Annotated in this window: 24 protein-coding genes; 5 read left to right on the plus strand and 19 right to left on the minus strand. The window is 60.1% G+C overall.

From position 1 onward, the window contains the following. Nucleotides 1-226 precede the first annotated feature (226 nt). The 5 genes from ACW5XC_RS17340 to ruvC all read left to right on the plus strand — a co-directional run bounded on the left by ACW5XC_RS17340 (nucleotide 227) and on the right by ruvC (nucleotide 8,200). Complete coding sequence (locus ACW5XC_RS17340) at nucleotides 227-880, plus strand: TetR/AcrR family transcriptional regulator (RefSeq protein ID WP_042020647.1); 654 nt, start codon at nucleotides 227-229, stop codon at nucleotides 878-880. A gap of 48 nt (nucleotides 881-928) precedes the next feature. Further along, nucleotides 929-3,268, plus strand: coding sequence for an acyl-CoA dehydrogenase (locus ACW5XC_RS17345; RefSeq protein ID WP_042054090.1), 2,340 nt, complete (start codon nucleotides 929-931; stop codon nucleotides 3,266-3,268). 167 nt (nucleotides 3,269-3,435) lie between these two features. Continuing rightward, complete coding sequence (locus tag ACW5XC_RS17350) at nucleotides 3,436-6,498, plus strand: efflux RND transporter permease subunit (RefSeq protein ID WP_042054089.1); 3,063 nt, start codon at nucleotides 3,436-3,438, stop codon at nucleotides 6,496-6,498. Nucleotides 6,499-6,513: 15 nt separating this feature from the next. Further along, nucleotides 6,514-7,563 (plus strand): efflux RND transporter periplasmic adaptor subunit, encoded by a 1,050-nt coding sequence (locus ACW5XC_RS17355; protein ID WP_042054088.1) that lies wholly within the window; start codon nucleotides 6,514-6,516, stop codon nucleotides 7,561-7,563. A gap of 115 nt (nucleotides 7,564-7,678) precedes the next feature. Beyond that, nucleotides 7,679-8,200 (plus strand): crossover junction endodeoxyribonuclease RuvC, encoded by a 522-nt coding sequence (gene ruvC, locus ACW5XC_RS17360; RefSeq protein ID WP_005334512.1) that lies wholly within the window; start codon nucleotides 7,679-7,681, stop codon nucleotides 8,198-8,200. A gap of 152 nt (nucleotides 8,201-8,352) precedes the next feature. On the opposite strand, the gene ascL is transcribed toward ruvC, so the two are convergent. From ascL to acrH, 19 genes are all read right to left on the minus strand, one after another. Then, nucleotides 8,353-9,015, minus strand: coding sequence for a SctL family type III secretion system stator protein AscL (gene ascL / locus ACW5XC_RS17365; RefSeq protein ID WP_042054086.1), 663 nt, complete (start codon nucleotides 9,013-9,015; stop codon nucleotides 8,353-8,355). Next, entirely contained in the window at nucleotides 8,994-9,620 is a 627-nt protein-coding gene (locus tag ACW5XC_RS17370; RefSeq protein ID WP_021229959.1) for a SctK family type III secretion system sorting platform protein, read from the minus strand. The genes ascL and ACW5XC_RS17370 overlap by 22 nt, the downstream gene beginning before the upstream one ends. Next, a complete protein-coding gene (gene ascJ, locus ACW5XC_RS17375) occupies nucleotides 9,617-10,357 on the minus strand; it encodes a SctJ family type III secretion inner membrane ring lipoprotein AscJ (RefSeq protein ID WP_179831119.1) in 741 nt (246 codons plus the stop codon). Before ascJ ends, ACW5XC_RS17370 begins: the two co-directional genes overlap by 4 nt. A 6-nt stretch (nucleotides 10,358-10,363) precedes the next feature. Beyond that, nucleotides 10,364-10,702 (minus strand): SctI family type III secretion system inner rod subunit AscI, encoded by a 339-nt coding sequence (gene ascI, locus ACW5XC_RS17380; RefSeq protein ID WP_005320806.1) that lies wholly within the window; start codon nucleotides 10,700-10,702, stop codon nucleotides 10,364-10,366. Then, entirely contained in the window at nucleotides 10,702-11,256 is a 555-nt protein-coding gene (locus tag ACW5XC_RS17385; RefSeq protein ID WP_042054084.1) for a YopR family T3SS polymerization control protein, read from the minus strand. The genes ascI and ACW5XC_RS17385 overlap by 1 nt, the downstream gene beginning before the upstream one ends. Further along, nucleotides 11,253-11,606 carry a YscG family type III secretion system chaperone gene (locus ACW5XC_RS17390; RefSeq protein WP_042054082.1) on the minus strand — a complete coding sequence of 118 codons (354 nt, stop codon included), beginning with the start codon at nucleotides 11,604-11,606 and terminating at the stop codon, nucleotides 11,253-11,255. Before ACW5XC_RS17390 ends, ACW5XC_RS17385 begins: the two co-directional genes overlap by 4 nt. Beyond that, on the minus strand, nucleotides 11,606-11,866 hold the full coding sequence (sctF, locus tag ACW5XC_RS17395) for a type III secretion system needle filament subunit SctF (protein WP_005334534.1): 261 nt from the start codon (nucleotides 11,864-11,866) through the stop codon (nucleotides 11,606-11,608). The genes ACW5XC_RS17390 and sctF overlap by 1 nt, the downstream gene beginning before the upstream one ends. Next, nucleotides 11,859-12,071, minus strand: a complete 213-nt coding sequence (locus ACW5XC_RS17400) for an EscE/YscE/SsaE family type III secretion system needle protein co-chaperone (RefSeq protein ID WP_042054080.1) — start codon at nucleotides 12,069-12,071, stop codon at nucleotides 11,859-11,861. The genes sctF and ACW5XC_RS17400 overlap by 8 nt, the downstream gene beginning before the upstream one ends. Beyond that, nucleotides 12,034-13,338, minus strand: coding sequence for a SctD family type III secretion system inner membrane ring subunit AscD (ascD, locus tag ACW5XC_RS17405; protein ID WP_042054079.1), 1,305 nt, complete (start codon nucleotides 13,336-13,338; stop codon nucleotides 12,034-12,036). The genes ACW5XC_RS17400 and ascD overlap by 38 nt, the downstream gene beginning before the upstream one ends. Further along, nucleotides 13,335-15,188: a SctC family type III secretion system outer membrane ring subunit AscC gene (ascC, locus tag ACW5XC_RS17410; RefSeq protein ID WP_178378360.1), complete on the minus strand. Its 1,854-nt coding sequence runs from the start codon at nucleotides 15,186-15,188 to the stop codon at nucleotides 13,335-13,337. Before ascC ends, ascD begins: the two co-directional genes overlap by 4 nt. Continuing rightward, nucleotides 15,161-15,586, minus strand: a complete 426-nt coding sequence (ascB, locus tag ACW5XC_RS17415; RefSeq protein WP_017411838.1) for a YscB family type III secretion system chaperone AscB — start codon at nucleotides 15,584-15,586, stop codon at nucleotides 15,161-15,163. The genes ascC and ascB overlap by 28 nt, the downstream gene beginning before the upstream one ends. Before the next feature lie 15 nt (nucleotides 15,587-15,601). Continuing rightward, entirely contained in the window at nucleotides 15,602-16,417 is an 816-nt protein-coding gene (gene exsD / locus ACW5XC_RS17420; RefSeq protein WP_040065237.1) for a type III secretion system negative regulator ExsD, read from the minus strand. Nucleotides 16,418-16,536: 119 nt separating this feature from the next. After that, complete coding sequence (locus ACW5XC_RS17425) at nucleotides 16,537-17,352, minus strand: helix-turn-helix transcriptional regulator (protein WP_042054076.1); 816 nt, start codon at nucleotides 17,350-17,352, stop codon at nucleotides 16,537-16,539. Nucleotides 17,353-17,699: 347 nt separating this feature from the next. After that, a complete protein-coding gene (locus ACW5XC_RS17430; RefSeq protein ID WP_042054073.1) occupies nucleotides 17,700-18,101 on the minus strand; it encodes a YscW family type III secretion system pilotin in 402 nt (133 codons plus the stop codon). Further along, on the minus strand, nucleotides 18,098-18,331 hold the full coding sequence (locus ACW5XC_RS17435) for a T3SS regulon translocated regulator ExsE family protein (protein ID WP_005334547.1): 234 nt from the start codon (nucleotides 18,329-18,331) through the stop codon (nucleotides 18,098-18,100). The genes ACW5XC_RS17430 and ACW5XC_RS17435 overlap by 4 nt, the downstream gene beginning before the upstream one ends. A gap of 2 nt (nucleotides 18,332-18,333) precedes the next feature. Next, on the minus strand, nucleotides 18,334-18,777 hold the full coding sequence (locus tag ACW5XC_RS17440; protein WP_021229946.1) for a type III secretion system chaperone: 444 nt from the start codon (nucleotides 18,775-18,777) through the stop codon (nucleotides 18,334-18,336). Nucleotides 18,778-18,913: 136 nt separating this feature from the next. Beyond that, nucleotides 18,914-19,810, minus strand: a complete 897-nt coding sequence (gene aopD, locus ACW5XC_RS17445) for a type III secretion system translocon subunit AopD (RefSeq protein ID WP_042054072.1) — start codon at nucleotides 19,808-19,810, stop codon at nucleotides 18,914-18,916. A 12-nt stretch (nucleotides 19,811-19,822) separates the two neighbouring features. Further along, a complete protein-coding gene (aopB, locus tag ACW5XC_RS17450; protein WP_042054070.1) occupies nucleotides 19,823-20,995 on the minus strand; it encodes a type III secretion system translocon subunit AopB in 1,173 nt (390 codons plus the stop codon). Continuing rightward, a complete protein-coding gene (acrH, locus tag ACW5XC_RS17455; protein ID WP_042054069.1) occupies nucleotides 20,976-21,479 on the minus strand; it encodes a SycD/LcrH family type III secretion system chaperone AcrH in 504 nt (167 codons plus the stop codon). Before acrH ends, aopB begins: the two co-directional genes overlap by 20 nt. Nucleotides 21,480-21,483: the final 4 nt, after the last annotated feature.

The raw sequence follows: 21,483 nt of genomic DNA on the forward strand, positions 1-21,483 counted from the left end.
AAACCGGTAACAAACGCGCAAAAAAAGGCCCAACTAGCATGGAGCAGGTTGGGCGAGACTTAATGTTTAATTGCAGTGGCATAGATATAGAGTCCTGCTTTTTGACTAAGTTCCGCCCACTTTGCTTTTTTCATCGAAAAACATTCCGCTAACACTCATTCACATTCTCTTGACACTTCACGTTATGAAACGTACTTTTTAAACATTCGTTTAAGTGAGGTGTCCAGTGAGTAAAATCGATACCAAAAACCGTATTCTCGACGCCGCTGAAGTGCTGTTTGCCGAGCGGGGATTCGCCGATACCTCTTTGCGTCTGATCACCAGCGAGGCCGACGTCAATCTGGCTTCCGTGAACTATCACTTCGGCTCCAAGAAGGAGCTGATCCAGGCGGTGCTCGACCGCTATCTGAGCCTGTTTATGCCCGATCTCGATGCCCGCCTGCGGGTGCTGATGGAGCAGGAGCAGCTGACCTTGCTGCAACTGTTTGAAAGTTTTGTCGAGCCGCTGATGAAGCTATCAGCGGTGCGGGCCAACGGCCCGGCCATCTTCATGCAGCTGCTGGGGCGCGGCTATATCGACAGCCAGGGCCACCTGCGCCGCTTTATCACCGCCCACTACGGCCCCATTCTGATGCGGATCACCCAGGCCATCTCCAAGGCCAATCCGGCCCTGTCGCCAGCGGATCTCTTCTGGCGCCTGCACTTCACCCTGGGCACCGTCGTATTCACCATGGCCTCTGCCGATGCGCTGCGCGACATCGCCCTGGCCGACTTTGGCCAGCAGCTCGATGTGGAAGGGCTGGTGCGCAACGTTATTCCTTATCTGGCGTCCGGAGTCGGGGCGCCCGTGGAGTCGACCAGGCTCTCCCTGGCCGTGTAACAACCAACAATAAATCAACGGAAACAGTGAAATAGAAGGAACTTCGGTATGATCACATTGCTTGTCCTGCTGGTGCTGGCGATAGCCGTTGTGCTCGGCGTACCCTCCATCCGTAAAAAGGTGGTAACCCGTCCGGTGTTCGGCATCTTCAAAAAAATATTGCCGCCCTTGTCAGCTACCGAGCGGGAGGCCATGGAAGCCGGCTCCGTCTGGTGGGATGGCGAGTTGTTTCGCGGCAACCCCGACTGGAAAAAACTGCATGGCTACGGCAAGGCCGAGCTGACCGCAGAGGAGCAGGCCTTTATCGACAATCAGGTCGAAACCCTGCTCGCCATGGTCGATGACTTCAAGATCGTCAACGAAACCAAAGACCTGCCGGAACCGGTGTGGGACTATCTGAAGAAGGAAGGCTTCTTCTCCCTGATCATTCCGAAATCCTATGGCGGCCGCGAGTTCTCGGCGATTGCCAACTCCACCATCGTCACCCGCATCGCCACCAAGAGCCTGAGCGTGGCGGTCACCGTCATGGTGCCGAACTCCCTCGGCCCGGGCGAGCTGCTGATGCACTATGGCACCCAGGCCCAGAAAGATTTCTGGCTGCCGGGGCTGGCCAATGGCAAAGAGGTGCCCTGCTTCGCCCTGACCGGGCCGGAGGCGGGCTCCGATGCAGGTGCCATTCCTGACAAGGGAATCATCTGCAAAGGGATGCACAAGGGTGAAGAGGTGCTGGGTATTCGCCTCAACTGGAACAAGCGCTACATCACCCTGGCGCCGCGCGCTACCGTGCTGGGGCTGGCGTTCAAACTCTATGACCCGGAAAAACTGCTGGGTGACAAGGAAGAGCTCGGCATCACCTGCGCCCTCATCCCCACCAGCCACCCGGGCGTGCGCGTCGGCGATCGCCACTACCCCATGGGTCTGGCGTTCCTGAACGGCCCGACTTTCGGCAAGGATGTGTTTATTCCGCTCGACTGGATCATCGGCGGCCCGGATTACGCCGGTCGTGGCTGGCGCATGCTGGTGGAGTGCCTCTCCGCCGGTCGCGGCATCTCGCTGCCTGCGCTGGGCACCGCTTGCGGTCACATGGCGAGCCGCACAGTGGGCGCCTACTCCTACGTGCGTAAACAGTTCGGCATGTCCATCGGCAAGTTTGAAGGGGTGCAAGAGGCGCTGGCTCGCATCGGCGGCCTCACCTATCAGCTGGAAGGAGCCCGTCGTATGACCGCCGGTTCCCTGGACTTGGGTCAGGCACCGGCCATCGTCACCGCGATTTCCAAGTACCACATGACCGAAATGGCGCGTCAGATCATGGATGACTCCATGGACATCCACGCCGGTCGTGCCATCCAGCTGGGCCCGAAAAACTACACCGGCTACGCCTACATGGGTATTCCGGTGGCCATCACGGTGGAAGGGGCCAACATCCTGACCCGCAACCTGATGATCTTCGGGCAAGGGGCTACCCGCTGCCACCCATACGTGTTTGCCGAGCTGGAAGCGGCGGCCGATACCGACGTGGAACGCGGTCTCGAGAAGTTTGACGCCCTGCTGATGAAGCACATCGCCTTCGGCGCCGGCAACTTCTTCGGCTCCCTGTTCCAAGGGCTGACTCTGGGTCAGTTCAACAGCGCGCCGGTAGCCGGTGAAACCGCTCGCTACTACAAGCAGCTCTCCCGCATGAGTAAAGGGCTGGCCCTGTGCGCCGACGTCTCCATGCTGATGCTGGGTGGCGATCTCAAGCGCAAGGAGATGATCTCCGCCCGTCTGGGTGACGTGCTGAGCCATCTCTATCTGGCCTCCGCCACCCTCAAGCATTACGAGGATCAGGGCCGCATGGTCTCCGATCTGCCGTTCGTGCAGTACGCGGTGGAGCGCAACCTCTACCTGATTGGCAAGGCGTTCGAGGGCTTCTTCCAGAACTTCCCGAACAAGGTGGTGGGTGCCGTACTCAAGCGCGTGGTGTTCCCGTTCGGCGTCGGTTACAAGATGCCGGCAGACGATCGCTGCCACGCCATCTGTCTGGCCATGATGAAGCCGGGCGAGTTCCGCGACCGTCTGACCGCCCTCTGCTATGTGGGCAAAGACGAGGCGGATCCGGTCGGTCTGATGGAGCGCGCCTTCCAGGCCATGGTCGCTGTGCAGCCCTACGAGAAGAAGCTGGTGCAGGCCCAGAAAGAGGGCAAACTGCCCCGCAAACTGGCGCTGCCGGAGCTGGTTGCCGCCGCACTGGCCGGTTCCATCCTGAGCAAGGACGAAGCGGACAAACTGCTGGCCGCCGATGCCCTGCGCTACGAAGCCATTCAGGTAGACAACTTCGCCCCGGGCGAGCTGGAAGGCTTCTCCCAGCAACCAAGCAAGCAGCCAAACAAGGTCGAGCACGCAGCCTGATCCCTTGGCAAACCAGTACCAAACCGGCCCTCGTGGCCGGTTTTTTTGTTTGTTAACCATGCATTTACAAGCTAGGAGAATTCCAGTTAAATGCTTGAGTCCCTGTTGCAGGGGCTTTGGAAGCAAGGCCAGCGGAATGGCCGATAACAACAACTCAGGAAGAGTGAATGAACCTCGCCAAAACGGCGATCGAACGCCCCATCTGGGTGGCGGTCTCGATCGTGCTGATTTTCCTGCTGGGCCTGCTCAGCATCCGGGGACTGCCGATCCAGCTGTTCCCCGACATCGACCGTCCACACCTCAACATCTCGGTGAGCTGGCGTTCAGCCTCGCCCCAAGAGATGGAGTCGGAGATCACCGACCCCATCGAGCAGGAGATGCAGGGGGTTCAGGGGCTCAAGAGCCTTGTCAGCAACAGCTATCCCGGCTTCACCGAAATCGACATGGAGTTTGCCCTCGGCACCGACATGCAGCGGGCCCAACTCGATGTGATTTCGCGACTGAACCGGGTCTCGGGACTGCCGGACAAGATCGGCGGCCCCTACGTCAACAACTACAGCAGCAACGACACCCTCACCTTCTTCTTCATCCAGCAGCTGCCCGGCGCCAAGGGGGTGATCGATGATCATCAGGCGTTGATCGAGGCGCGGGTCAAACCCGAGCTGGAGCGCATTGAAGGGGTCTCGACGGTCGCAGTCGAGGGGATCAACGAGCGCCAGATCCAGATCCGCTTCGACCCCTATCGCGCCGCCGAGCTGGGGGTGGAGATACCGGTACTGGCCAGCCGTGCCACCACCGGCTGGGACGTGTCGGCCGGTACCCTCGACATCGGTCGCTGGGAGTACAAGCTGCGCTTCGCCGGTCGCTATAATGTCGAGACGCTGGGGGACAAGGTGGTGGACTGGCGCAATGGCCTGCCCATCTATCTGCGGGATGTAGCGGAGGTAAGGATAGCACGGGAGGAGAACCCGGTGCTGCGGATCCAGAACGGCAATACCGCCATCGCCGCCCAGATCTTCAAGGAGAGCGGCGCCAATGCCCTGGCCTCCCTTGAGGCGATCAAGGCCCGGGTGAACGAGCTCAACCGCGAGGTGCTGGAGCCGGTCGGGCTGCACATGGAGCAGTCATTCGATGCCTCCCTCTACATCAATCGCGCCGTCAGCATGGTCACCGCCAACCTGGGGCTCGGGGTGCTGCTCTCTTGCGCCATCCTCTGGCTCTTCCTGCGCCAGCTCAAGGCGACCCTGATGATTGCCCTCGCCATCCCCATCAGCATCATGCTCACCTTCTGCCTGCTCAAGGTGATGGGTCGCACCCTCAACATCATCTCGCTGGCGGGCATCGCCTTTGCCGTCGGCATGGTGCTCGACGCCGCCATCGTGGTGCTGGAGAGCATCTACCGACGCCACGAGCGGGGGGATTTGAGCAAGGCGGAGGCGGCGCTCGAAGGTACCCGTCAGGTGTGGACGGCGCTGGTCGCCTCCACCCTCACCACGGTTGCCATCTTCCTGCCGGTGCTGCTGCTCAACGATGTGGAGGGTCAGCTGTTTGCCGATCTGGCGCTCACCATCGCCTGCGCCGTGACAGTCTCCATGCTGGTCGCCGTCATCGTGCTGCCTGCGGTGGCGGCGCGCTGGATGGGACATGAAACGCTGACCGACCCCTATGAGTCGCTGTGGCAGCGCACTACCCGTCACGTGATCCGCTGGACCTCGACCTCACGCCAGCGCTGGACGGTCATCACCCTGATGATGAGTCTGCCGGCCCTGGCCACCTGGGCGCTGCTGCCCAAGATGGACTATCTGCCGGACGTGAAACGGGACGCGGTGGATGTCTGGATGAACTTCACCCCCGGGGTCAACCTCAAGGCCCAGCGCGAAGAGGTGATCGATACCCTGATCGCCCGCCTCGCCCCCTACATGAAGGGGGAGAAAGAGCCTGCCCTCAAGAACTACTACATCTTGCGCTACCCGGGGGGCGCCCAGATTGGCGTGCGCCCCAAAGACGAGACCCGCATCAAGGAGCTGGAGAGCCTGTTGATGAAACAGCTGCTGGTAGGCATTCCCGACACCCGGGTGTTCGGCGGTCAGGGATCGCTGTTTGGCGGCTTTGACAGCGAGAACGGCGTCTCCCTGCTGCTGCAGGGGGGCAACCTGCCCGAGCTCTATCAGGCGGCCCGAGCCAGCATGGGGATCCTCAGCAAGGACCTGCCGGGAGCACAGATCCGGCCCGAGCCGAGTCTCGACTTCACCGCCCCCGAGCTCAAACTGGTGCCGCAAGATCGGCGTCTCGCCGAAGTGGGCTGGGATCGCACGCCCCTGCCCGCCATCATCCAGACCTTTGGCGACGGCTTGCGGGTTGGCGAGTATTTCGACGGCGAAGATCGGCTCGACATCATGCTGATGGGACAGAGCTCCGCCAATCCGGACGAACTGAAGGCAGTGCCGCTGGCCACCCCCTCCGGACGCATCGTCCCCCTTGGCGAGCTGTTGCGGGTAGAGCACGACATGGGCCCGGCCAGTATCTTCCGGGCCGATGGGCGGCGCAGCATCAGCCTGCAGATAGCCCCCCCGGCGGGCATGACCATGGAGCAGGTGCTCGACACCCTGAAAAACCGCAGTTTTACCGCCATCCGCCCCCTGCTGCCCGCTGGTGGCGAACTGCGCATTGCCGGCAATGCCGACAGCCTGCAGCAGGCGCTCGACAATCTGGGGACCATCTTCCTGTTCGCCGTGGTGATCCTGCTGGTGCTGCTGTGGGGGGTGTTTGCCTCTCTCAAGGATGCCCTGCTGGTGCTGCTCACCCTGCCCCTTGCCTCGGTTGGCGGCGTACTGGCACTGCAACTGAGCGGGCTGCTGGTGCCGCTGCCGATGGATCTGCTCACCATCATCGGCTTTGTCATCCTGCTGGGACTGGTGGTCAACAACGCCATCCTGCTGGTGCATCAGACCCGCTCGGCGGAGCGAGACGGCATGAGCCGCCAGCTGGCGGTAGCCGATGCCCTGCAAAGCCGGATGCGTCCCATCGCCATGACCAGTCTCACCAGCATCTTCGGCATGCTGCCGCTGATGCTGAGTCCGAGCGAGGGGAGTGAAATTTACCGCGGGCTCGCCACCGTCATTGTCGGCGGCATGAGCTGCAGCACTCTGTTTACCCTGATCCTGTTGCCTGCCTTCCTGCGTCTCGGGGAGCAGGTGGCGATCCCACAACCCCTGCGCCAGCGGGCCTGAGCAAGGAGCTCATCGATGACACATATGATTACCCGAATGTTGGCTGGCGCTGTGCTGATTGCAGGCAGTGCGCTACCGGTATTGGCCGATCAGGGCAAGATGGTGACCCTGGCGGATGTGACCCAAGGGGATGCGGCCGCCAATATCTGGGTCAGCGGCACGGTGGCGAGCCGTCAGCAGGCGGCGCTCAGCGCCGAAGTAAACGGCCGGGTGGAGTGGATCGCCGAATTTGGCAGCCGGGTCAAAAAAGGGGACGAGCTGCTGCGCCTCGACAGCGCGGCACTGCGCCTCTCGCTGGAGCAAGCTCGCGCCGAGCAGGCGAAATGGCAGAGCAACTTGCGCTTCGCCCGCGCCGAATCCCAACGGATCACCCGACTGCACCAACAAAAGAGCGCCTCCCAGAGCCAGTACGACAAGGCCAGTTACGATGTGGAGCAGGCCGCGCTGGCCGAGCGGCTGGCCGCCATACAGGTGAACCAGATTGAGGAACAGCTGCGCCGCAGCCACATCTATGCCCCGTTCGACGGAGTGGTGAACAACCACTTCATCCAGCCCGGCGAGCATGTGGACGCGGGCGAGCAGGCGCTGGAGCTGGTCAACCCGGATCAGCCGGATATTCGCCTGCAAGCCCCCATTCTCTGGGCCCAGCAGCTTGCGCCGCAAACCCGGCTGCGGGTGGAGGGGGAGCAGCTGAGTGGTCACGGCGTCTATTACCAGCGAGCCGCCAGCGCCGATCCCAAGTCGCGCCTCATCGAGCTGCGCCTCAAACCGGAAGCGGGCACCTTCATCATCGGCTCGCCGGTACGGGTCGCCCTGCCACTGGGGGAGCAGCAGAGCATGTTGCTGCCACGAGATGCTCTGGTGCTTGGCACCGATGGCAGCGTGGTCTATCAGGTGGCGAGAAGCGGCAAATCGCTCAAGGTAAACCGAGTGCCGGTCACCGTGCTGTTTGGCGACAGCCAGCAGGTGGCGGTGAGCGGCGCCCTCAAGCAGGGGGACCGGGTGGTGGTGCGCGGCGCGGGCAGCCTGCAGGATGGCGACACCATAGCGCTGTTCAAGGGCTAACCACGCCCGACGCAGGCTGGCCAATCTTTGCCCGCTTGACCCGGGACATACAGCCAAACGGGCCACAGTTTGCTATCTTGGCGGCCATCACTCGCGTTTAGAGCAATCAACACCCATGAGCATTATTTTGGGCATCGATCCGGGTTCGCGGATCACCGGATACGGGGTTATCCGGGTCGTGGGCGGCAAGGCCGAATACTTGGGCTCTGGCTGCATCCGCACCGATTGCGGCGAGCTGCCGGAGCGCCTCAAGCAGGTTTATGACGGGGTATGCGAGATCATCACCCAGTTCAAACCCACCGAGTTTGCTATCGAGCGGGTCTTTATGGCCCGCAACGCCGACTCGGCCCTGAAACTGGGGCAGGCCCGGGGCAGCGCCATCGTCGCCGCGGTCAACGCCTATCTGCCGGTGAGCGAATACTCCGCTACCCAGATCAAGCAGGCAGTGGTCGGCACTGGCGGTGCCGCCAAGGAGCAGGTGCAGCATATGGTGACCCATCTGCTGAAACTCTCCGCCACCCCGCAGGCGGATGCAGCGGATGCCCTCGGCGTCGCGCTCTGCCACCTGCACACCCGCCAGAGCCTAATCAAGATGGCCGGCCGTGCCAGCAGCTCGGTACGTGGCCGCTATCGCTGAGCCCTTATGTCGCTCACGGCTCATCTCGGTATCGCTAAATAAAAAACCCGCCCCGGATCTCCGGGGCGGTTTTGTTTTGGGCAGGTAACAACCGGCGGGATTTGTCAGATGAATGTTCTCTCACGTAGCCGGCCATATATTCAGCCGCCTTATTAAACCGCGGTATTCGCCCCGGCGAGTCGGACCTGCTGTTCACCACGCTTTTCCAGCGCCGAGCTCATGGCGAGGGAGAGCGCCTCCAGCTGGCCGTCGAGGCTGGCATCGATGATCCCCACCTCGGTCTCGAGAATGCAGCCCCCCTGATCGAGGCGGGCATCGGCGGAGATCTCGAGATAGCCGATTTCGGGGAAATCCTTGTGTACCCGAGCGATCTGGTCGCGCACCGCCTGCACTTGCTCGGGGTGAACCCGTATCGTCACCTGCTTCTGGTTGCTCACCAGCGAGAGCGCCTCCCGCACCACCTTGAGGGTGAGCGCCACCTGATCGTAATCGTGCAAGATCTTGCGCACCGCCTGCAGCACCACCTCGCTCATCTGCTGCTCCACGGTGCGATAGTACCCCTGGCACTGCAACTGGGTCTGGTGGATCAACACCGCCTGTTCGCGCCGGGCCTCGTCAATCCCGGCTTGCCAGCCAAGGCTTTTCTGCTCTTCATAGACGGCGCGGGCCTCGGCCACAATATCGGCTGCCTGGGCGCGGGCGGCCTCTACCAGCTCCTGCGCGCTCAGGTAGGAGAGGTAATCCTGGCTACGCAGGATGCGTTGGCTTGGCGCCAGTTGCAGATGGTTACTCTTTATTTCAACAAATGGCAGCATTGGGGGGTTACCTGTTTGGCAATCTTGAGACAAAGCGCCCGAGCCAGTGGCCGCTGATCAGCCGCCAAAGGCCATGATGGCCCGGGTGGCGTAGGGGGAAGTCGCAGGGTGAGACGGCGAGCCCAGTCGGGGTAGCCTTCCCCAGCTGCCGCCAACCAGAACTGCAAACCAGCCTCTTCCAGCAACCCCTCATCGAGCTTAGCGGGCAGAGGCTGCTGCCAGCCAGCGGGCCAGGGGCCGATCAACAAGTCGAGCTGGGAGAGTACGGCTCTGTGCCCCTCCTCCCCCAGCAGGGCGATGATCTGGCGCAGCGTTGGTGCCAGCAAGCAGTGGCGGATCGCCTCACCGTGCAGCACGGCCCCCAGACGGCGCAACAACAACACCAGCTCGCTTTGGGGAAAGAGTGCCAATCCCCCCAGAGGCGCGGGCATCTCGTAGCCAATCCCCAGCGTCAGCGCTTCGAGCAGAGCGCCGTTACTGGCTGGCAGCGTCCGCCACTCTGGCAAGAGTTCCGGCACCTGCGCCCAGGATGAGGGCAGGTGCGCCTCATGGAGGTAACTGGCCGGGCAAAAGCGCAGCTGATAGGGGGTCAAACCGACCGTCATCCGCGACTCCGGCTCCGGTGCCACATGTATTGCGCCAGGTTGCTGGTCACCACCAGCGCCAGCAACAGGGCAATCAAGCCGCCCAGCCGCCACTTTGAACCTTCGCTCACTTCAATGGAGAAGAGCGAGGTATTACGCGGCATCAGCGGGCTCTGGCGCACATCCGCCGAGGGTACCAGCACCACGCTGATCCGGTCGTAGGCGAGCCCCTCGATACTGTTGTTGACCAACTGCTTGATCTGCGGGATGTAAGTATCGAGCTGGATATCCGCCGCATGCTTGATAAAGACCGAGGCCGAGGCGGGAGAGGGTTTCTTGCTGATCCCCTCATTGCCTTCCGGCAGCACAACATGGACGCGAGCCACCAGCACGCCGTCTATTTCCGACAGGGTATTGGAGATCTCCTGCGCCTTGGCATAGGTGAGGCGAGCCCGCTCCTCGGTGGGCGAGGAGATGAGGCCATCCTTGGGAAACACATCCTGCAGGGTGGAGAAGCTCTCTTTTGGATAGCCCTTGCGTTTGAGGGTCTCGATGGCCTGCGCCACGTCAGACTCCTCCACCAGCAGCTTGATGCGGCCATCCTTGTCCGGCTGCTTGTCCGAGGCGATCCCCTCGGTTTGCAGCAACGCCAGCATTTCGTTGCCCTCTTTCTGAGTGACCCCGGTATAGAGCTCCACTTTGCAGCCGCTGAGCAGCAGCGAGGCGCCAAGCACCCCCATCAGCATCGATCTCTTCACACTACCTCACTGGGTCTTCAACAGGGTTTCTACGTTCTGGCTCATCTTGCCCACTGTCTTGGCAATCAGCTCCTCCTGCATGGTGATCCGCATCAGCGACCACTGCATCTGCATCAGGCTGTTAGGATCATCCCCCGGGGTCGCCAGCTCGGCTTGCAGGCTCTGTTTGGCCTCGACAAACTGCTGTTTCAACTCCCCCAGCTCCCCCAGAAGAGAGCTCCCCATCCCCTGGGATGTGCTCCCCATCGCCTGTTCAAAACTGGCGACATGGGGCGAGGAGAGATCCACCGCTTTCAACTCATCCAGGCTGGTGACCACCGCCTGGGCAGACTGTGCAATTTCCATCACGCCTCCAGATCAAGTTTGTGCGAATTGCGCATCAGATTGTCGACCATGCCGTTGAGCGGGATCAGGGTCATCAGCTCGCGCCGGGCCAGTGCATCGAGAAACACATGTTCCGCGGGCACTGCGCCCTGCCCGTCCCTGAGCTCGCTCAACAAGTTCAGCAACACCTTCTCCCGCCGCGATGCCAAGGGATCAAACTCCCGCATGGTTGCTCGCAACTCCGGCAGATCGATGGCATCCACCACCGGCGACTGGCGCTCGCCAAAACGCGCGATCAGCTTGTCGGTAACAGGGCCAAACAGCTGCTTGCCAATCTCCGGCGCCGGTTTGTCGCCCTGTTGGTAGATCTGCCAGAGCAGTTCACGTTTGGCGGCTGGTGTTACACCGGCCAGCAACCCCTCAAGGGGAGCCCCCTGTTGCCAGCGTTCGAACAGATCCGGCTCGGGAGTCTTGGCCAGCAGTCGCTCGAACTGGCGTTGGGCCATGGATTCGGGCGGGGGGGGCTGACGCAGCGGCTGCTCTCCCTCCGGCTGATCGCTGCCTTCAATTTTCATGAGGTCATCTGCTCGCGCAGGCCGGCGGCAAACTGTTGCAAGGTTGGTTGGCCACTCTGCTCCAGTCGGAGCAACCGTGCAGCCAGCGCCTCCTGCTGGCCAAGCCGCCACTCGCACAGGGCCAGCCAGGGCTCGATATCCGGAGTGCAGTGCTCGCCACCAAGCCGCAAAGCGGCCTGGTAATCCCCCCGGTTCATCAGGGAGGAGAGGCGAATGAGCGTTACACACTCGGTCATCTCCGGCGCACCATCCAGCCAGTCGGCGATGGTGGCCGCCTCCTGGTGACAATGGTGGCCGGTACCAGCCAGCGCAAGTTCGGCCAGTTGTCGCTTGAGTTCAAGGTTCATCATCAAATCTTCTGCAAAATACCCTGCATCAGGTCTTTCATGGCCCGAGTCACGGTGGAGTTGATGTTGTAGATCACCGACCATTTGTTGATCTTGTGCTGCAGCTCGGCCAACAGCGCCGGGTTGTCAGGGTTTTTTTCCATCGCCGCAATGGCCTTGTTGACATCCTCGTTGGCGATATTGGCCTGCCCGGCAAGGTTATTTGCCACCTGATCGAGGGTGTTGGTAGCGGTACTCTCTCCATACTTAAAGATCTCAGCCATGGTTGTGCTCCTTTATCTTGCCAATGATCGTGAGCCCCGCCTCGATGGCGTCGGCCTGTTGTTGCCACTCCCGATACTGTTGCGGGGTTCCCCCGCGCAGCAGTTGCCGTTTCACGTCTCCCTGCGCCTGAACAAGCTGCTCATGCAGCTCGCGGGCAAAGGCGGGATCAGCGCCGGACAGTCGCGCTTCCAAACTGGTCATCATGCCGCTCGGCTCCTTTTAATTTGACGATGTATTGCTGCTTGCCCTTGCTCACCACCACCGCATCGGGGCGAATGGCCAGCACCCGCACCCCGCTGGAGGTTGCGCCCCCGACCGGATAGCGCTGGTTGTCCGCCAGTACCACATAAGGCACCCGGCCAAACGAGACGCTGCGCACATCGAACTCCAGCTCATCCTGACGCGGCGTTCTGGTCTGATTGATCAGCTCCAGCGTCGGGTGTGTACCGAACTCCCGGCGAAACTGCTGGTTGACCTGCTGAAACTGGCCAAGTTGACGCTCATCCAGCTGGCCGGAGAGTTCGAGTCGCCCACCCGCCTCGCGCACCCGCAATGTCCCAGCCAGCCCCTGCTCCTGTAGCAAGGCATCGAGGCGCTTGCGATAAGCCCCGGCAATCTGTACCTGATTCTCAACCCCCAGCAGGCCGGGTACCTCCTGCTTGAGCAGAGATTCAATAGTGCTCCATTTGCTATCCTGCCCCTGAATTTCACCGCTGAGCTTGAGCCAGCCGGGCTCCTTGCCATTGCGGATCTGCAGCTGTTCATAACCCAGCTTCTGCAAGATAAAGCCGGCACCCTGCCGCAGATCTTCCATGGTGCGCAGCTCCAGCCGGTAGTTGAAACCCTTGCTGTCGAGGTACTGCTGCAAGGCAAGACGCGCGCTGTTCTCATCGACATAACCCGAGAGTTGCCACAGCTCGGGGTCACTGCTGTTCAGCACCACCTGACGGTAGTTTGGTGCGGCCAGAAAGCGCTTCAATGCCTGCTCACTGCGGGCGGATTCGTTCTCGTCGGCGCCATGCCACCAGCCCGTGCCGAGCAGCAAGACCACTGCGACCACCAGACTCAGGCAGAGGCCCCCCATCCAGACATCGGCGCCCGCTGCCCGCCGCCTCGGCGCACGAGAAGGAGCAACCACCGCCGCCAGTGCCTCCAGCTGTTCGGGTAGCGAACGACTGTTGTCACAGAAGCTCCAGAGCAGCGGGCCTGCCTCCAGGCGCGTTCCCGCCCTGAGCGTCTCTCCCGCGGTTAGGGCGACACCGTCCTGAGTCGGGGTAATACCGTCCGCCCAGGCTTGCAGAGTGATCCCTTCCCCGTTCACCAGCAGTACCAGATGCTCGGGGGCCATCCCCTCATCCACCAGCACCAGATCAGCCTTGAGGGGATCGGAACCGATGACCAGACGCCCCTCTGGCAGAGGAACTTCTACCCCGCGGTTGAGCCCGCGATATACGCGGCACTTCCAGCTCATCGGGTCGCGCCCTCATTGCCCGCCTGCACACACCAGCTGGCGGCCGGTGTACATTTTTGATCCTTGTTCATTTCGACCAGACGCCACCCCAGCTCATTGCCCATCCGGCACTGAGTGAGAGACGAGCTCTTGCCCCCCTGACGCAGCAGTTGCTGCACATCACGGGCTGCAGCCAGCGGCTGGCATTGCGCGCCCCCCAGCACCTTGCCAAGGGAGATACTCTGATTGGAGATCTCATCAGCCCCGAGCACCCCGGCTCGCAAATCCTGACCATTTCCCAGCGCCAGATAGTGGGCAATACCGTCATCAATCAGACGAGGCTCGATGATAAATAGCCGCACCGAACGACGGGTCTGGGTGTCCTTGCTACGGAACAGCGCCCCCAGATAGGGGATGTCACCAAGAAAGGGCACCTTGCTCAGGTTCTCGCTCATCTCGTCGCGGTAGATACCGCCTATCAGCAGACTCTGGCCGTGGCCGACCCGGGCGATGGTATCGACCACGGTGCGACTGATGGTGGGAATGCCATCGGCCCCCGCACTGTTGGGTTTCTGGTTGCCATCCTCGATGTGGAGGCTCAGGCTGATCTCGGGTCTGTCACCCATCTGGATCACCCGTGGCGTCATCCGCAGCATGGTGCCGTAAGTGATCCCCTGTAGCTCGGCCACCCGCTCACCGCTGATCTTCACGTAATAGGTTTCGCTGTGGTCGATCACCGCCTGGGTGTTCTCCTGGGTCAGCAGGGTCGGGCGGGAGACCACTTGGGCATTGCCTTCGTTTTCCAGCAGATTGACTCGGGCCAGCAGATAGTCGAGTCCTTTCGAATCCACCAAACTGCCGAGCGCGGCCCCCCCTTCGATCCCTTTGCGATCGCCGGTGGTCTTGATAACCACCTGCTGGTTGGAACCGGTACGGATCCCCACTCGCCAATCCACCCCCAGTTGGGAGAGATCCTCGGCATTGATGTCGATGATGGAGAGCGCCACTTCGATACGGGCCGCCGGTTTGTCGAGCGCGGCGATCAACTTGCCGTACATCGCCATCCGCTCCGGAGCATCGCGCACGATCACCGCATTGAGGGAAGGATCGGCCTGCACGATGGCTTGACCGGAGGTGGCCGTCGCTGCCTTGCTACCCTCGCCGTTGACCATCTGCACGCCAGCATCGCTCAGCAGCTTGGCCAGAATGGTCGCCACACCGGGCGCCGCCACATCGGTATCGCGGTACTGAATGGAGCGATCGGTAGCCGAGGCATACTTGAGGGGAAAGATCTCGATGGCCAGCGGCCCGGTCTTCTCGCTGCGCAGTTGGGATTGTTGCTCCAGTGCCAGCGCGGTCTGCTCGATCAGCTCAAGGTAACGGGGCGGGCCGGAGACATAGACCAACCGGTTATCCGCATCGGGGCGCCAACCAAAGCGGGGTTCCCAGATCCCGGCTCGTTGCAGCGCCTGTTTGAGTTCTGCTGCGCCAGTCTGCTCCAGATTGATGAGACGGGACTGCACTTCGCTGTTCTTGAAGACGTAGAGCACATTGCCGTCGTAGTACCAGACCAGGTTGTAGAGGGAGGAGAGCTGCTGCAAAAAGGCGAGCGGCTCGTCATGTTCAAATTGACCGTTGACCTGATCGTTGACCTTGTCGCTGACCACCACGGAGACCTCGTAGTTAGCACCGAAGTTGACCAGCACGTCGCGCAGACTCTCCCCTTCTGCCACATAGCTGTAAGGCATGGGCACCCAGTCCAGCTCCTGTGCCATGGCGGGACGCTGCCACGCCATCACGGCGAGGCAGACCCACAACAGGGGACGCAGCAGGGGTTGCACACTCAAGGGTGCCATATCATCTGTCTCCATTGGGGGGCCAAGGCGGCCTCGGTCAATTGGGGTTCCAAGCGCTCCAGCAGGGCGATGTGCTGGCTCAGGCGCTCCGCCAGCAGCGCCTCATCGAGCCACTCCAGCGCGAGCCGCGCCTCCAGCTGCAAATTGCCAAGATCATCCAGCACCAGGGCATGGGGGGCATGACGGCCCCAGGCCACCACCTGTTGCAACAGACGCTTTAGCAGCGCCGGATCATGGGCCTCAGCGTCATTCCTCTGGCTGCTTGCAAGCGGGGTGCTCAGCAACAACTCACCGTTTCTGGGGGTCAGAAAGAGGGGATAACCATCGATCCGCAGATGGTACTTTCCCTGTGCGTCGGCAATAAAAGGCCCTTGGCCAAGGTTTGCGGCCAATCGATTCAGTAGCGTTTGCATAGTTCCTCGGGCTATCTAGGGCGCAGGAGGCTGCCAGTAGAAGTGATCCTGACCCAGGGCAATGCCCCGGCCGGCCAACCACTCATGCAGGGTTAGGGCTGCCTCGTCCTGATGGGGCAGTGCCTGCAGGGCATGCCAGAATGTGCCGAGCTCAAGCGGTACCGGCATCAGGTGAACCGGGTCCCCCTCCTTGCTCGTTTGCGCATACCAGGCAGGCCAGGCCAGCTGGAGACGAGCCTCACAATCAGTTTGCAGCCGAGTGAGCTCCTGCTCGCGCTGGTTCAACTGCTCAAGCTGATCGGCGATCCGGCTCTCCAGATCCGCCGGTACATCGACCACGGTCTGCCAGAACACGGCCTGGGCATTGAGCTGGCGGCGCATCACCTGCAACTGCTCCAGTTCGTTAAGCCAGGCGCCGTAAAGTGGTTCAAGACGCTGAACCCACCAGCGGTGCAAGGGATAGAGCACCCAGTGCCACAGCAAGGGGCGATCCGCCAGATTGATGCGGTCCCCCAGCTGCTGCATCCAGTCACAACGCTCGCTGCCTGCCAGACGCAAGATCTGTTGCAGCTCCTCACGCGAGACGGCCAGCGCGGCATCGAGACGGCGCTGAAACCAGATGGAGCCCAACAGGCTCTCCAGTCGGGTTCTGGGCAACAGTCGTTGCAACAGGGCCATCTGCTGCGAGGTGATCACGCCGGCATCCTGATAACGGAGCACGGACAGCTGGCCGACCAGACGATCCCGACTCAGGGTATCTGGCTGGACAACGGTAACCCGACGACCTGCAAACAGGCCCTGGTTAGGTGAATGGTGATCTTGCTGACTCATGCTATGCCTTGCTCATCTTGCTGCGGGCAATAATGGAATGATGTTTCGATATGCTGGCTATTCTATCCATTGCCTCGCTCCGCGGCTTATAAAAAACGTCAGATTATTTTAGTCCGGCGTTAATCTGTGCCGTGTCGGGCACGGCTTGGCGTACAGCCAAAACGACGACGATAACTCTGGGTAAAATAGGATTGGCTGGAGAAACCGGCCTCCATCGCAATATCGACGATGCTCATTTCACTATTGAGTAATAACTGATGAGCGAAAAGGATCCGCCTTTCACTGATCCAGGCGCGTGGAGAAACACCATATATCGAGCCAAACAGCTCCTTGAAAGTGGTCAATCCCATACCGAACTCTTTGGCGAATTCGCTGAGCTTCCACTCCATCAGATAGTGCTTTTCCATAAACTGTTGCAACCGCTCGACCTGGCGATTGCTCAGCTGGCGCAAAATAGACATCAGTTGAGGCCCCTGTTCGCCAAAAGCGAGCAGAAACAACAACTCTTCGGTGCGTAATTGGGCCAGTGCGGGGGGATGTTCATGTTCAGTCAACCCGCGCAGCCCCTGAATACATTGGGTCAGCAAGGGGGATGAGTGAAACGGCAACAGCGTGGGGGCCATCCCCTCCAGCCGGGGGACTTCACTCAGCAGTGAACCGAAACGTTGCAAGAAGCCTTGCAAAAAGGTGTTTGACAGAGGTAGCCAAAGCAGGCGGCAGGGGCCGTCACCGGTACAGACCGCGTAGTTGCCACGGCGCACGAACAGAAGTTCGTTGGGGGATAATTCATAGGTATCGGTACAGTCCTGCCACTTCATCGATCCTTCCAGGAGAATATAAATTCCCTCTTGCGGATGTTCGATAACGTTAAAAGCAGACATGCACCACTGGAGCAGGGCCATATCGCCCTTCTCTGTGGTAGTAATGCCCTTCATGTTTTATTTTCCTGAATCTGCGTGTAGTACCAGTAACACCTCCGGAAGCGGGTCGCTCTCGGGTGCTTTATTATCAGCTGTTATTTTTATTTATTATTTTGCAATCAAGTCATCCACTGGTGAATTCAAAATTAATCACCATTGAAATGAGGGGGGGGAATCCTACAACAGTCACAAGCAGAAAAACCAGCCTAAAATTAGAGCTAACACACTATTTATCCAGTACAACGACTCAGACTTAATGGTGTGCTTACAGCAAAAGATACTTCGTTACAAAAAGAAACCTTCAATCTTAACTGGCAAATTAATAAATGATTGATTTAAGGCTCTTTATTTAAACACAATCACTACTGACATTGTGGATAACAAGCTTTTGGCTGCAATTGAATAACCATTTTTTTGTCATTAAAAATCTTAAAAATTTTCTGCAGACTCATAGCCTGTACCGCGGAGCCATCTATAAATCGCAAGCGGGCACGCAGATAGATCTCCCCTTCCGCCAGTTGCAGAGGGGTCAAACGCAGATCAAACAGCAATGGCAGCATGGTCACCTCATAACGGGTGGCAGCCACTTGCAACGGACGCCCCCCGATCACGCTGAGCACCGCCACCTCCACCGTCGCCGGACGTGGCAAGGCTTGCGGGAAATGCACCTCTCCTTTGAGTTGTTGCTGCAAGGGCTTCAGCTCCGGGGTGGTGACACAACCGGCCAGCATGGCCAACAGCACCAGTAGCAGCAGACCTCTCATAACACCCGGATCCGCCGTTCACTCAGCGGGGTGTGCTCGCCCTGCTGCAGTCGCTGCAACGCCAGCTCCTGGACCTGATTGAGGGTAATGGAGCGTCGCAGCAGTGCCGACAGGGGAACCTGGCTCGCACTGGCTGACCGGGCACTCACGGTTCTGCCTGCAAATGCCCCCACCTTGCCCGCCTCTGCCCCATGCAGGGCCAGCGCGCCTTGTGATTCCTGAATCTTCATGGTTATACCCGCACTCCCATCACCTGATCACTGCTGCCTGCCTCCCGAGTACCGGGTTGCAGCAGCTCCTGCCAGAACTCGGCATGCTCCAGCATGCTGGCGAGACTCTCTTCAAGGTACGCCAGGGTCAACCGGCTTGCCGCCATCTGGCGATAGAGTTGCACCGTCAGACTCTCTTCATCGAAACCGAAGTGAAGATTGAACTGATACCAGTGACGATTGAAGCTGGCCAACTGACGGAAAATCCCCTCGCCCACCTGATGCAGCTCGGCCACGTCGGCCTGCAACACCAGCTGATCCCGCTCCGGCACCAGGATCAGGCTGAGTTGCAACTGCTCGTCAAAGCAGAGCGCCGCAACCCCCTCCTGATTCAGAGCCAGGGATGGCAAACCATATTTGGTGGCAAATTCAGCGAGCAGTCGATTGATGATGACAGTTACATCCATGATTTCCTCCAGCAGAGAGGAAGAGATGTTAGCCTGCCACCGCCATGCAGGCTGTCACTCAAGGGCGGCACTTTTAAGAAAAATGGCTGGAAAAAACAAAAAGGCGCCCCAGTGGGCGCCTTGATTACCATTACATTTATGCAACGCCGAATGCCGCTTTCCAGGCCTGATTCTGGCTCTGGGAATACTGCTGCATCAGTTGCAGCAGATCTTTCATAAAGTTAGCATTGAAGGACATATTGTCCTCGGCCTTCTGCTTCTCGCTCTGGCTGATGGTCGCCTCGACCTCGTCTTCTTTCGCATTGGCCTGGCTGTCACCCTGCGCCACCTGCACCGCAGAGTTGCTCATTTGCCCCACAGACTGGGTTACGGTGTTGAACACCTGACCCCGTTCGGAAGTGCGAGCAAATTTCTTGTCCAACAATCGGCTCGCATTACTGTCTGCAACTTGATCCTGTTTCCAGACTTTGCCCACATCAGCACGATCAACCTGTTGGCCCTGCTTGCTCAAGCTATCAACCTTGGCGTCAATCAAGGCCTCGCGACCGGCAATCTTGCCATCAAGGGATTGTTGCTGCTTGATAGTCTTGGCACCCTTGCCCAGGCTGATCCCGCCCATAATGGCAGAGAACCCCGCCATCACGCCGGAGACCACCGCCATGGCGATCATCAGCTTGGCGCCGTGGCGCATCTCGTCAACCTGTGCCTGCTGGTTGCTGATGACCAGCTTGTTCTCGATATCCCGAACCTGTAACCCCTCCTCACGGGCCTGACGGGCCAGTTTGAACAGCAAGGACATCATATCCATCGCACTGTCCATCTGCGCAACCATCTGGGTCACCCCTTTGGTATCGAATGGGATGGAGGGGCGTGGCAGAGTAGGAACGCTCTTGTTCTCTGCCCCTTGCGAACGGGTCGAAGCGGCGGCCTCATGGGCAGTGGTCGCACTGCGAACCTGCTGTGCCTCACCGGCCTGCACCTCGGTCAGCGGGGCGGTACGGGTCATGCCATTTGCATAATCACTGTTAATCATGGTCGGTACTCCTTAGATAGCGGCAGGTCTGCGGGCCAGGTTGTTCATCATGTCGCCCTTGGCATTGATCATCTGGAAGATCATCTCCATGGTCTGCTGGAACGCCTCGATCATCTGGGCTATCGCCTCCTTGAGCTTGTCGATGACCCCTTGCAACTCGGTCATCTCGCTCTTGCTCAAGGCAAGATCAGCCTGAGCATCGAGCGACTCGGACTCTTTCGCCGACTGGACCGTTTTGGCCACGCCACTGCTCACATCAATGAGGATATCGGCACCCTGGGTGGCCATCTTGGCCACTTTCGCCACCTGACTGGTCACTTTCACCGCGTCAGCGGTTGCTTTGGCACCAAATTTGGCGGCCACTTCACCCGCCTTGGCAACGATTTTGGCGGTAACATCCGCAACCTTGCCACCAATCTTGGCGCCCAGTTTGGCAATCGCACCGCCAATGGTCGCGCCGAAACTGACTGCGGCCGAAATCACAGCCAATGCAATCTCTATCCCCATCAGGGCTGGCCCCAGCTTCTCCATCACCTCCTTGGAGATAAGGCCATCAGCGGCAGCCTGCTGCACAGCCATGTTGACCACGCCAACGACGCCAGCTGCGATCATCAGGGCACCGGCGGCAGCGCCAATCCCGGTTGCCACCATGATGGCGCCGATCACCAGCGAGGCGATGGCACTGATCCAGCCGAAAATCTTGCCAAAGATACCGGCCTTCTTGGCCTCCTGGGCACTCTCTTCTGCCTCTTTGATCTTCGCCTGGTTCTCGCCGATCTTCTTCTCGTTCAGCGTGCGAGCTTGCCGGATATCATCAAGCTTCAGCTTGGTCTGGGTCTTCTCCAGATCGCTGGTGAGCTTGCCCAGCTCAATCTCGAACGCTTCGGGCGAGGTAAAGGCTGCGGTCACCAACCCGGTGGTGTGCGGCAGAATCAAGCGGGTGTTCTCTTTCACCGAAGCCACCAACTTGCCGATTTCACCAAGTTGCTGCGCACTGACCTGGCTATTGCTTACCGCCAGTGGTGGGTTCAGCGAGACCCCTGACTTGCGGGCCTGACCGGTGACTTGCACAGTTGCGGCATCGAGCCGTGTTTCACTGCGAGGTTGGGTTACGGGCGCCAGGCCCGCAACATCACCTGTGTTTCCCAGCGGGGAAACCTGTCTTTCATTGCTGATCGGGTTCATCTTGCAGATCCCTTCTGATTGCGATGGCTTCCAACATGACCTTGGCGCTTGCCGCCAGGTCTGCCTGCCGGGGATCTGTGTCCGCCAGCAGTCGGGCCGAGTGGAAGCCACTCTCGGCCCCGTTCAAATCACCTTGTTGCAGCCGGCACTCGGCAGCATGAAACGGGAAACGGGGATCTTTCAGGTCGAGCATGGCGCCAAAGCTGTAGCTTTGAACCGCCGTTTCAAACTCTCCCATCGCCTGACGGCAGGCACCCAGCCCGAGGAAATAGCGCGGCTCGTAGTGATCCAGCATGCAGAGGGCCTGGAAGATCTTGTGAGCATCCTCCCACTTGCCGGCCTGATACTGGCCAAAGGCCAGGGCATAGAGCTGCTCCAGGGTGTCGCCCGAGATATCCTGCAGCATGGCCAGGGTGCCACCGTCAGCCATAAAGGCTTCCAGCTCTGCTTCATATTCCGGGGTCAGGGTGGTATCGGTCTGCATGATC

This window comes from Aeromonas sp. 25-AL00135 (genome assembly GCF_054052385.1).

Bases quoted from the DNA above. Each gene is read 5' to 3' on its own strand.
- ACW5XC_RS17345 (WP_042054090.1), top strand. From the start codon at position 929: ATGATCACATTGCTTGTCCTGCTGGTGCTGGCGATAGCCGTTGTGCTC.
- ACW5XC_RS17350 (WP_042054089.1), top strand. From the start codon at position 3,436: ATGAACCTCGCCAAAACGGCGATCGAACGCCCCATCTGGGTGGCGGTC.
- ACW5XC_RS17355 (WP_042054088.1), top strand. From the start codon at position 6,514: ATGACACATATGATTACCCGAATGTTGGCTGGCGCTGTGCTGATTGCA.
- ruvC (WP_005334512.1), top strand. From the start codon at position 7,679: ATGAGCATTATTTTGGGCATCGATCCGGGTTCGCGGATCACCGGATAC.
- ascL (WP_042054086.1), bottom strand. From the start codon at position 9,015: ATGCTGCCATTTGTTGAAATAAAGAGTAACCATCTGCAACTGGCGCCA.
- ACW5XC_RS17370 (WP_021229959.1), bottom strand. From the start codon at position 9,620: ATGACGGTCGGTTTGACCCCCTATCAGCTGCGCTTTTGCCCGGCCAGT.
- ascI (WP_005320806.1), bottom strand. From the start codon at position 10,702: ATGGAAATTGCACAGTCTGCCCAGGCGGTGGTCACCAGCCTGGATGAG.
- ACW5XC_RS17385 (WP_042054084.1), bottom strand. From the start codon at position 11,256: ATGAAAATTGAAGGCAGCGATCAGCCGGAGGGAGAGCAGCCGCTGCGT.
- ACW5XC_RS17390 (WP_042054082.1), bottom strand. From the start codon at position 11,606: ATGATGAACCTTGAACTCAAGCGACAACTGGCCGAACTTGCGCTGGCT.
- sctF (WP_005334534.1), bottom strand. From the start codon at position 11,866: ATGGCTGAGATCTTTAAGTATGGAGAGAGTACCGCTACCAACACCCTC.
- ACW5XC_RS17400 (WP_042054080.1), bottom strand. From the start codon at position 12,071: ATGATGACCAGTTTGGAAGCGCGACTGTCCGGCGCTGATCCCGCCTTT.
- ascD (WP_042054079.1), bottom strand. From the start codon at position 13,338: ATGAGCTGGAAGTGCCGCGTATATCGCGGGCTCAACCGCGGGGTAGAA.
- ascC (WP_178378360.1), bottom strand. From the start codon at position 15,188: ATGGAGACAGATGATATGGCACCCTTGAGTGTGCAACCCCTGCTGCGT.
- ascB (WP_017411838.1), bottom strand. From the start codon at position 15,586: ATGCAAACGCTACTGAATCGATTGGCCGCAAACCTTGGCCAAGGGCCT.
- exsD (WP_040065237.1), bottom strand. From the start codon at position 16,417: ATGAGTCAGCAAGATCACCATTCACCTAACCAGGGCCTGTTTGCAGGT.
- ACW5XC_RS17425 (WP_042054076.1), bottom strand. From the start codon at position 17,352: ATGAAGGGCATTACTACCACAGAGAAGGGCGATATGGCCCTGCTCCAG.
- ACW5XC_RS17430 (WP_042054073.1), bottom strand. From the start codon at position 18,101: ATGAGAGGTCTGCTGCTACTGGTGCTGTTGGCCATGCTGGCCGGTTGT.
- ACW5XC_RS17435 (WP_005334547.1), bottom strand. From the start codon at position 18,331: ATGAAGATTCAGGAATCACAAGGCGCGCTGGCCCTGCATGGGGCAGAG.
- ACW5XC_RS17440 (WP_021229946.1), bottom strand. From the start codon at position 18,777: ATGGATGTAACTGTCATCATCAATCGACTGCTCGCTGAATTTGCCACC.
- aopD (WP_042054072.1), bottom strand. From the start codon at position 19,810: ATGATTAACAGTGATTATGCAAATGGCATGACCCGTACCGCCCCGCTG.
- aopB (WP_042054070.1), bottom strand. From the start codon at position 20,995: ATGAACCCGATCAGCAATGAAAGACAGGTTTCCCCGCTGGGAAACACA.
- acrH (WP_042054069.1), bottom strand. From the start codon at position 21,479: ATGCAGACCGATACCACCCTGACCCCGGAATATGAAGCAGAGCTGGAA.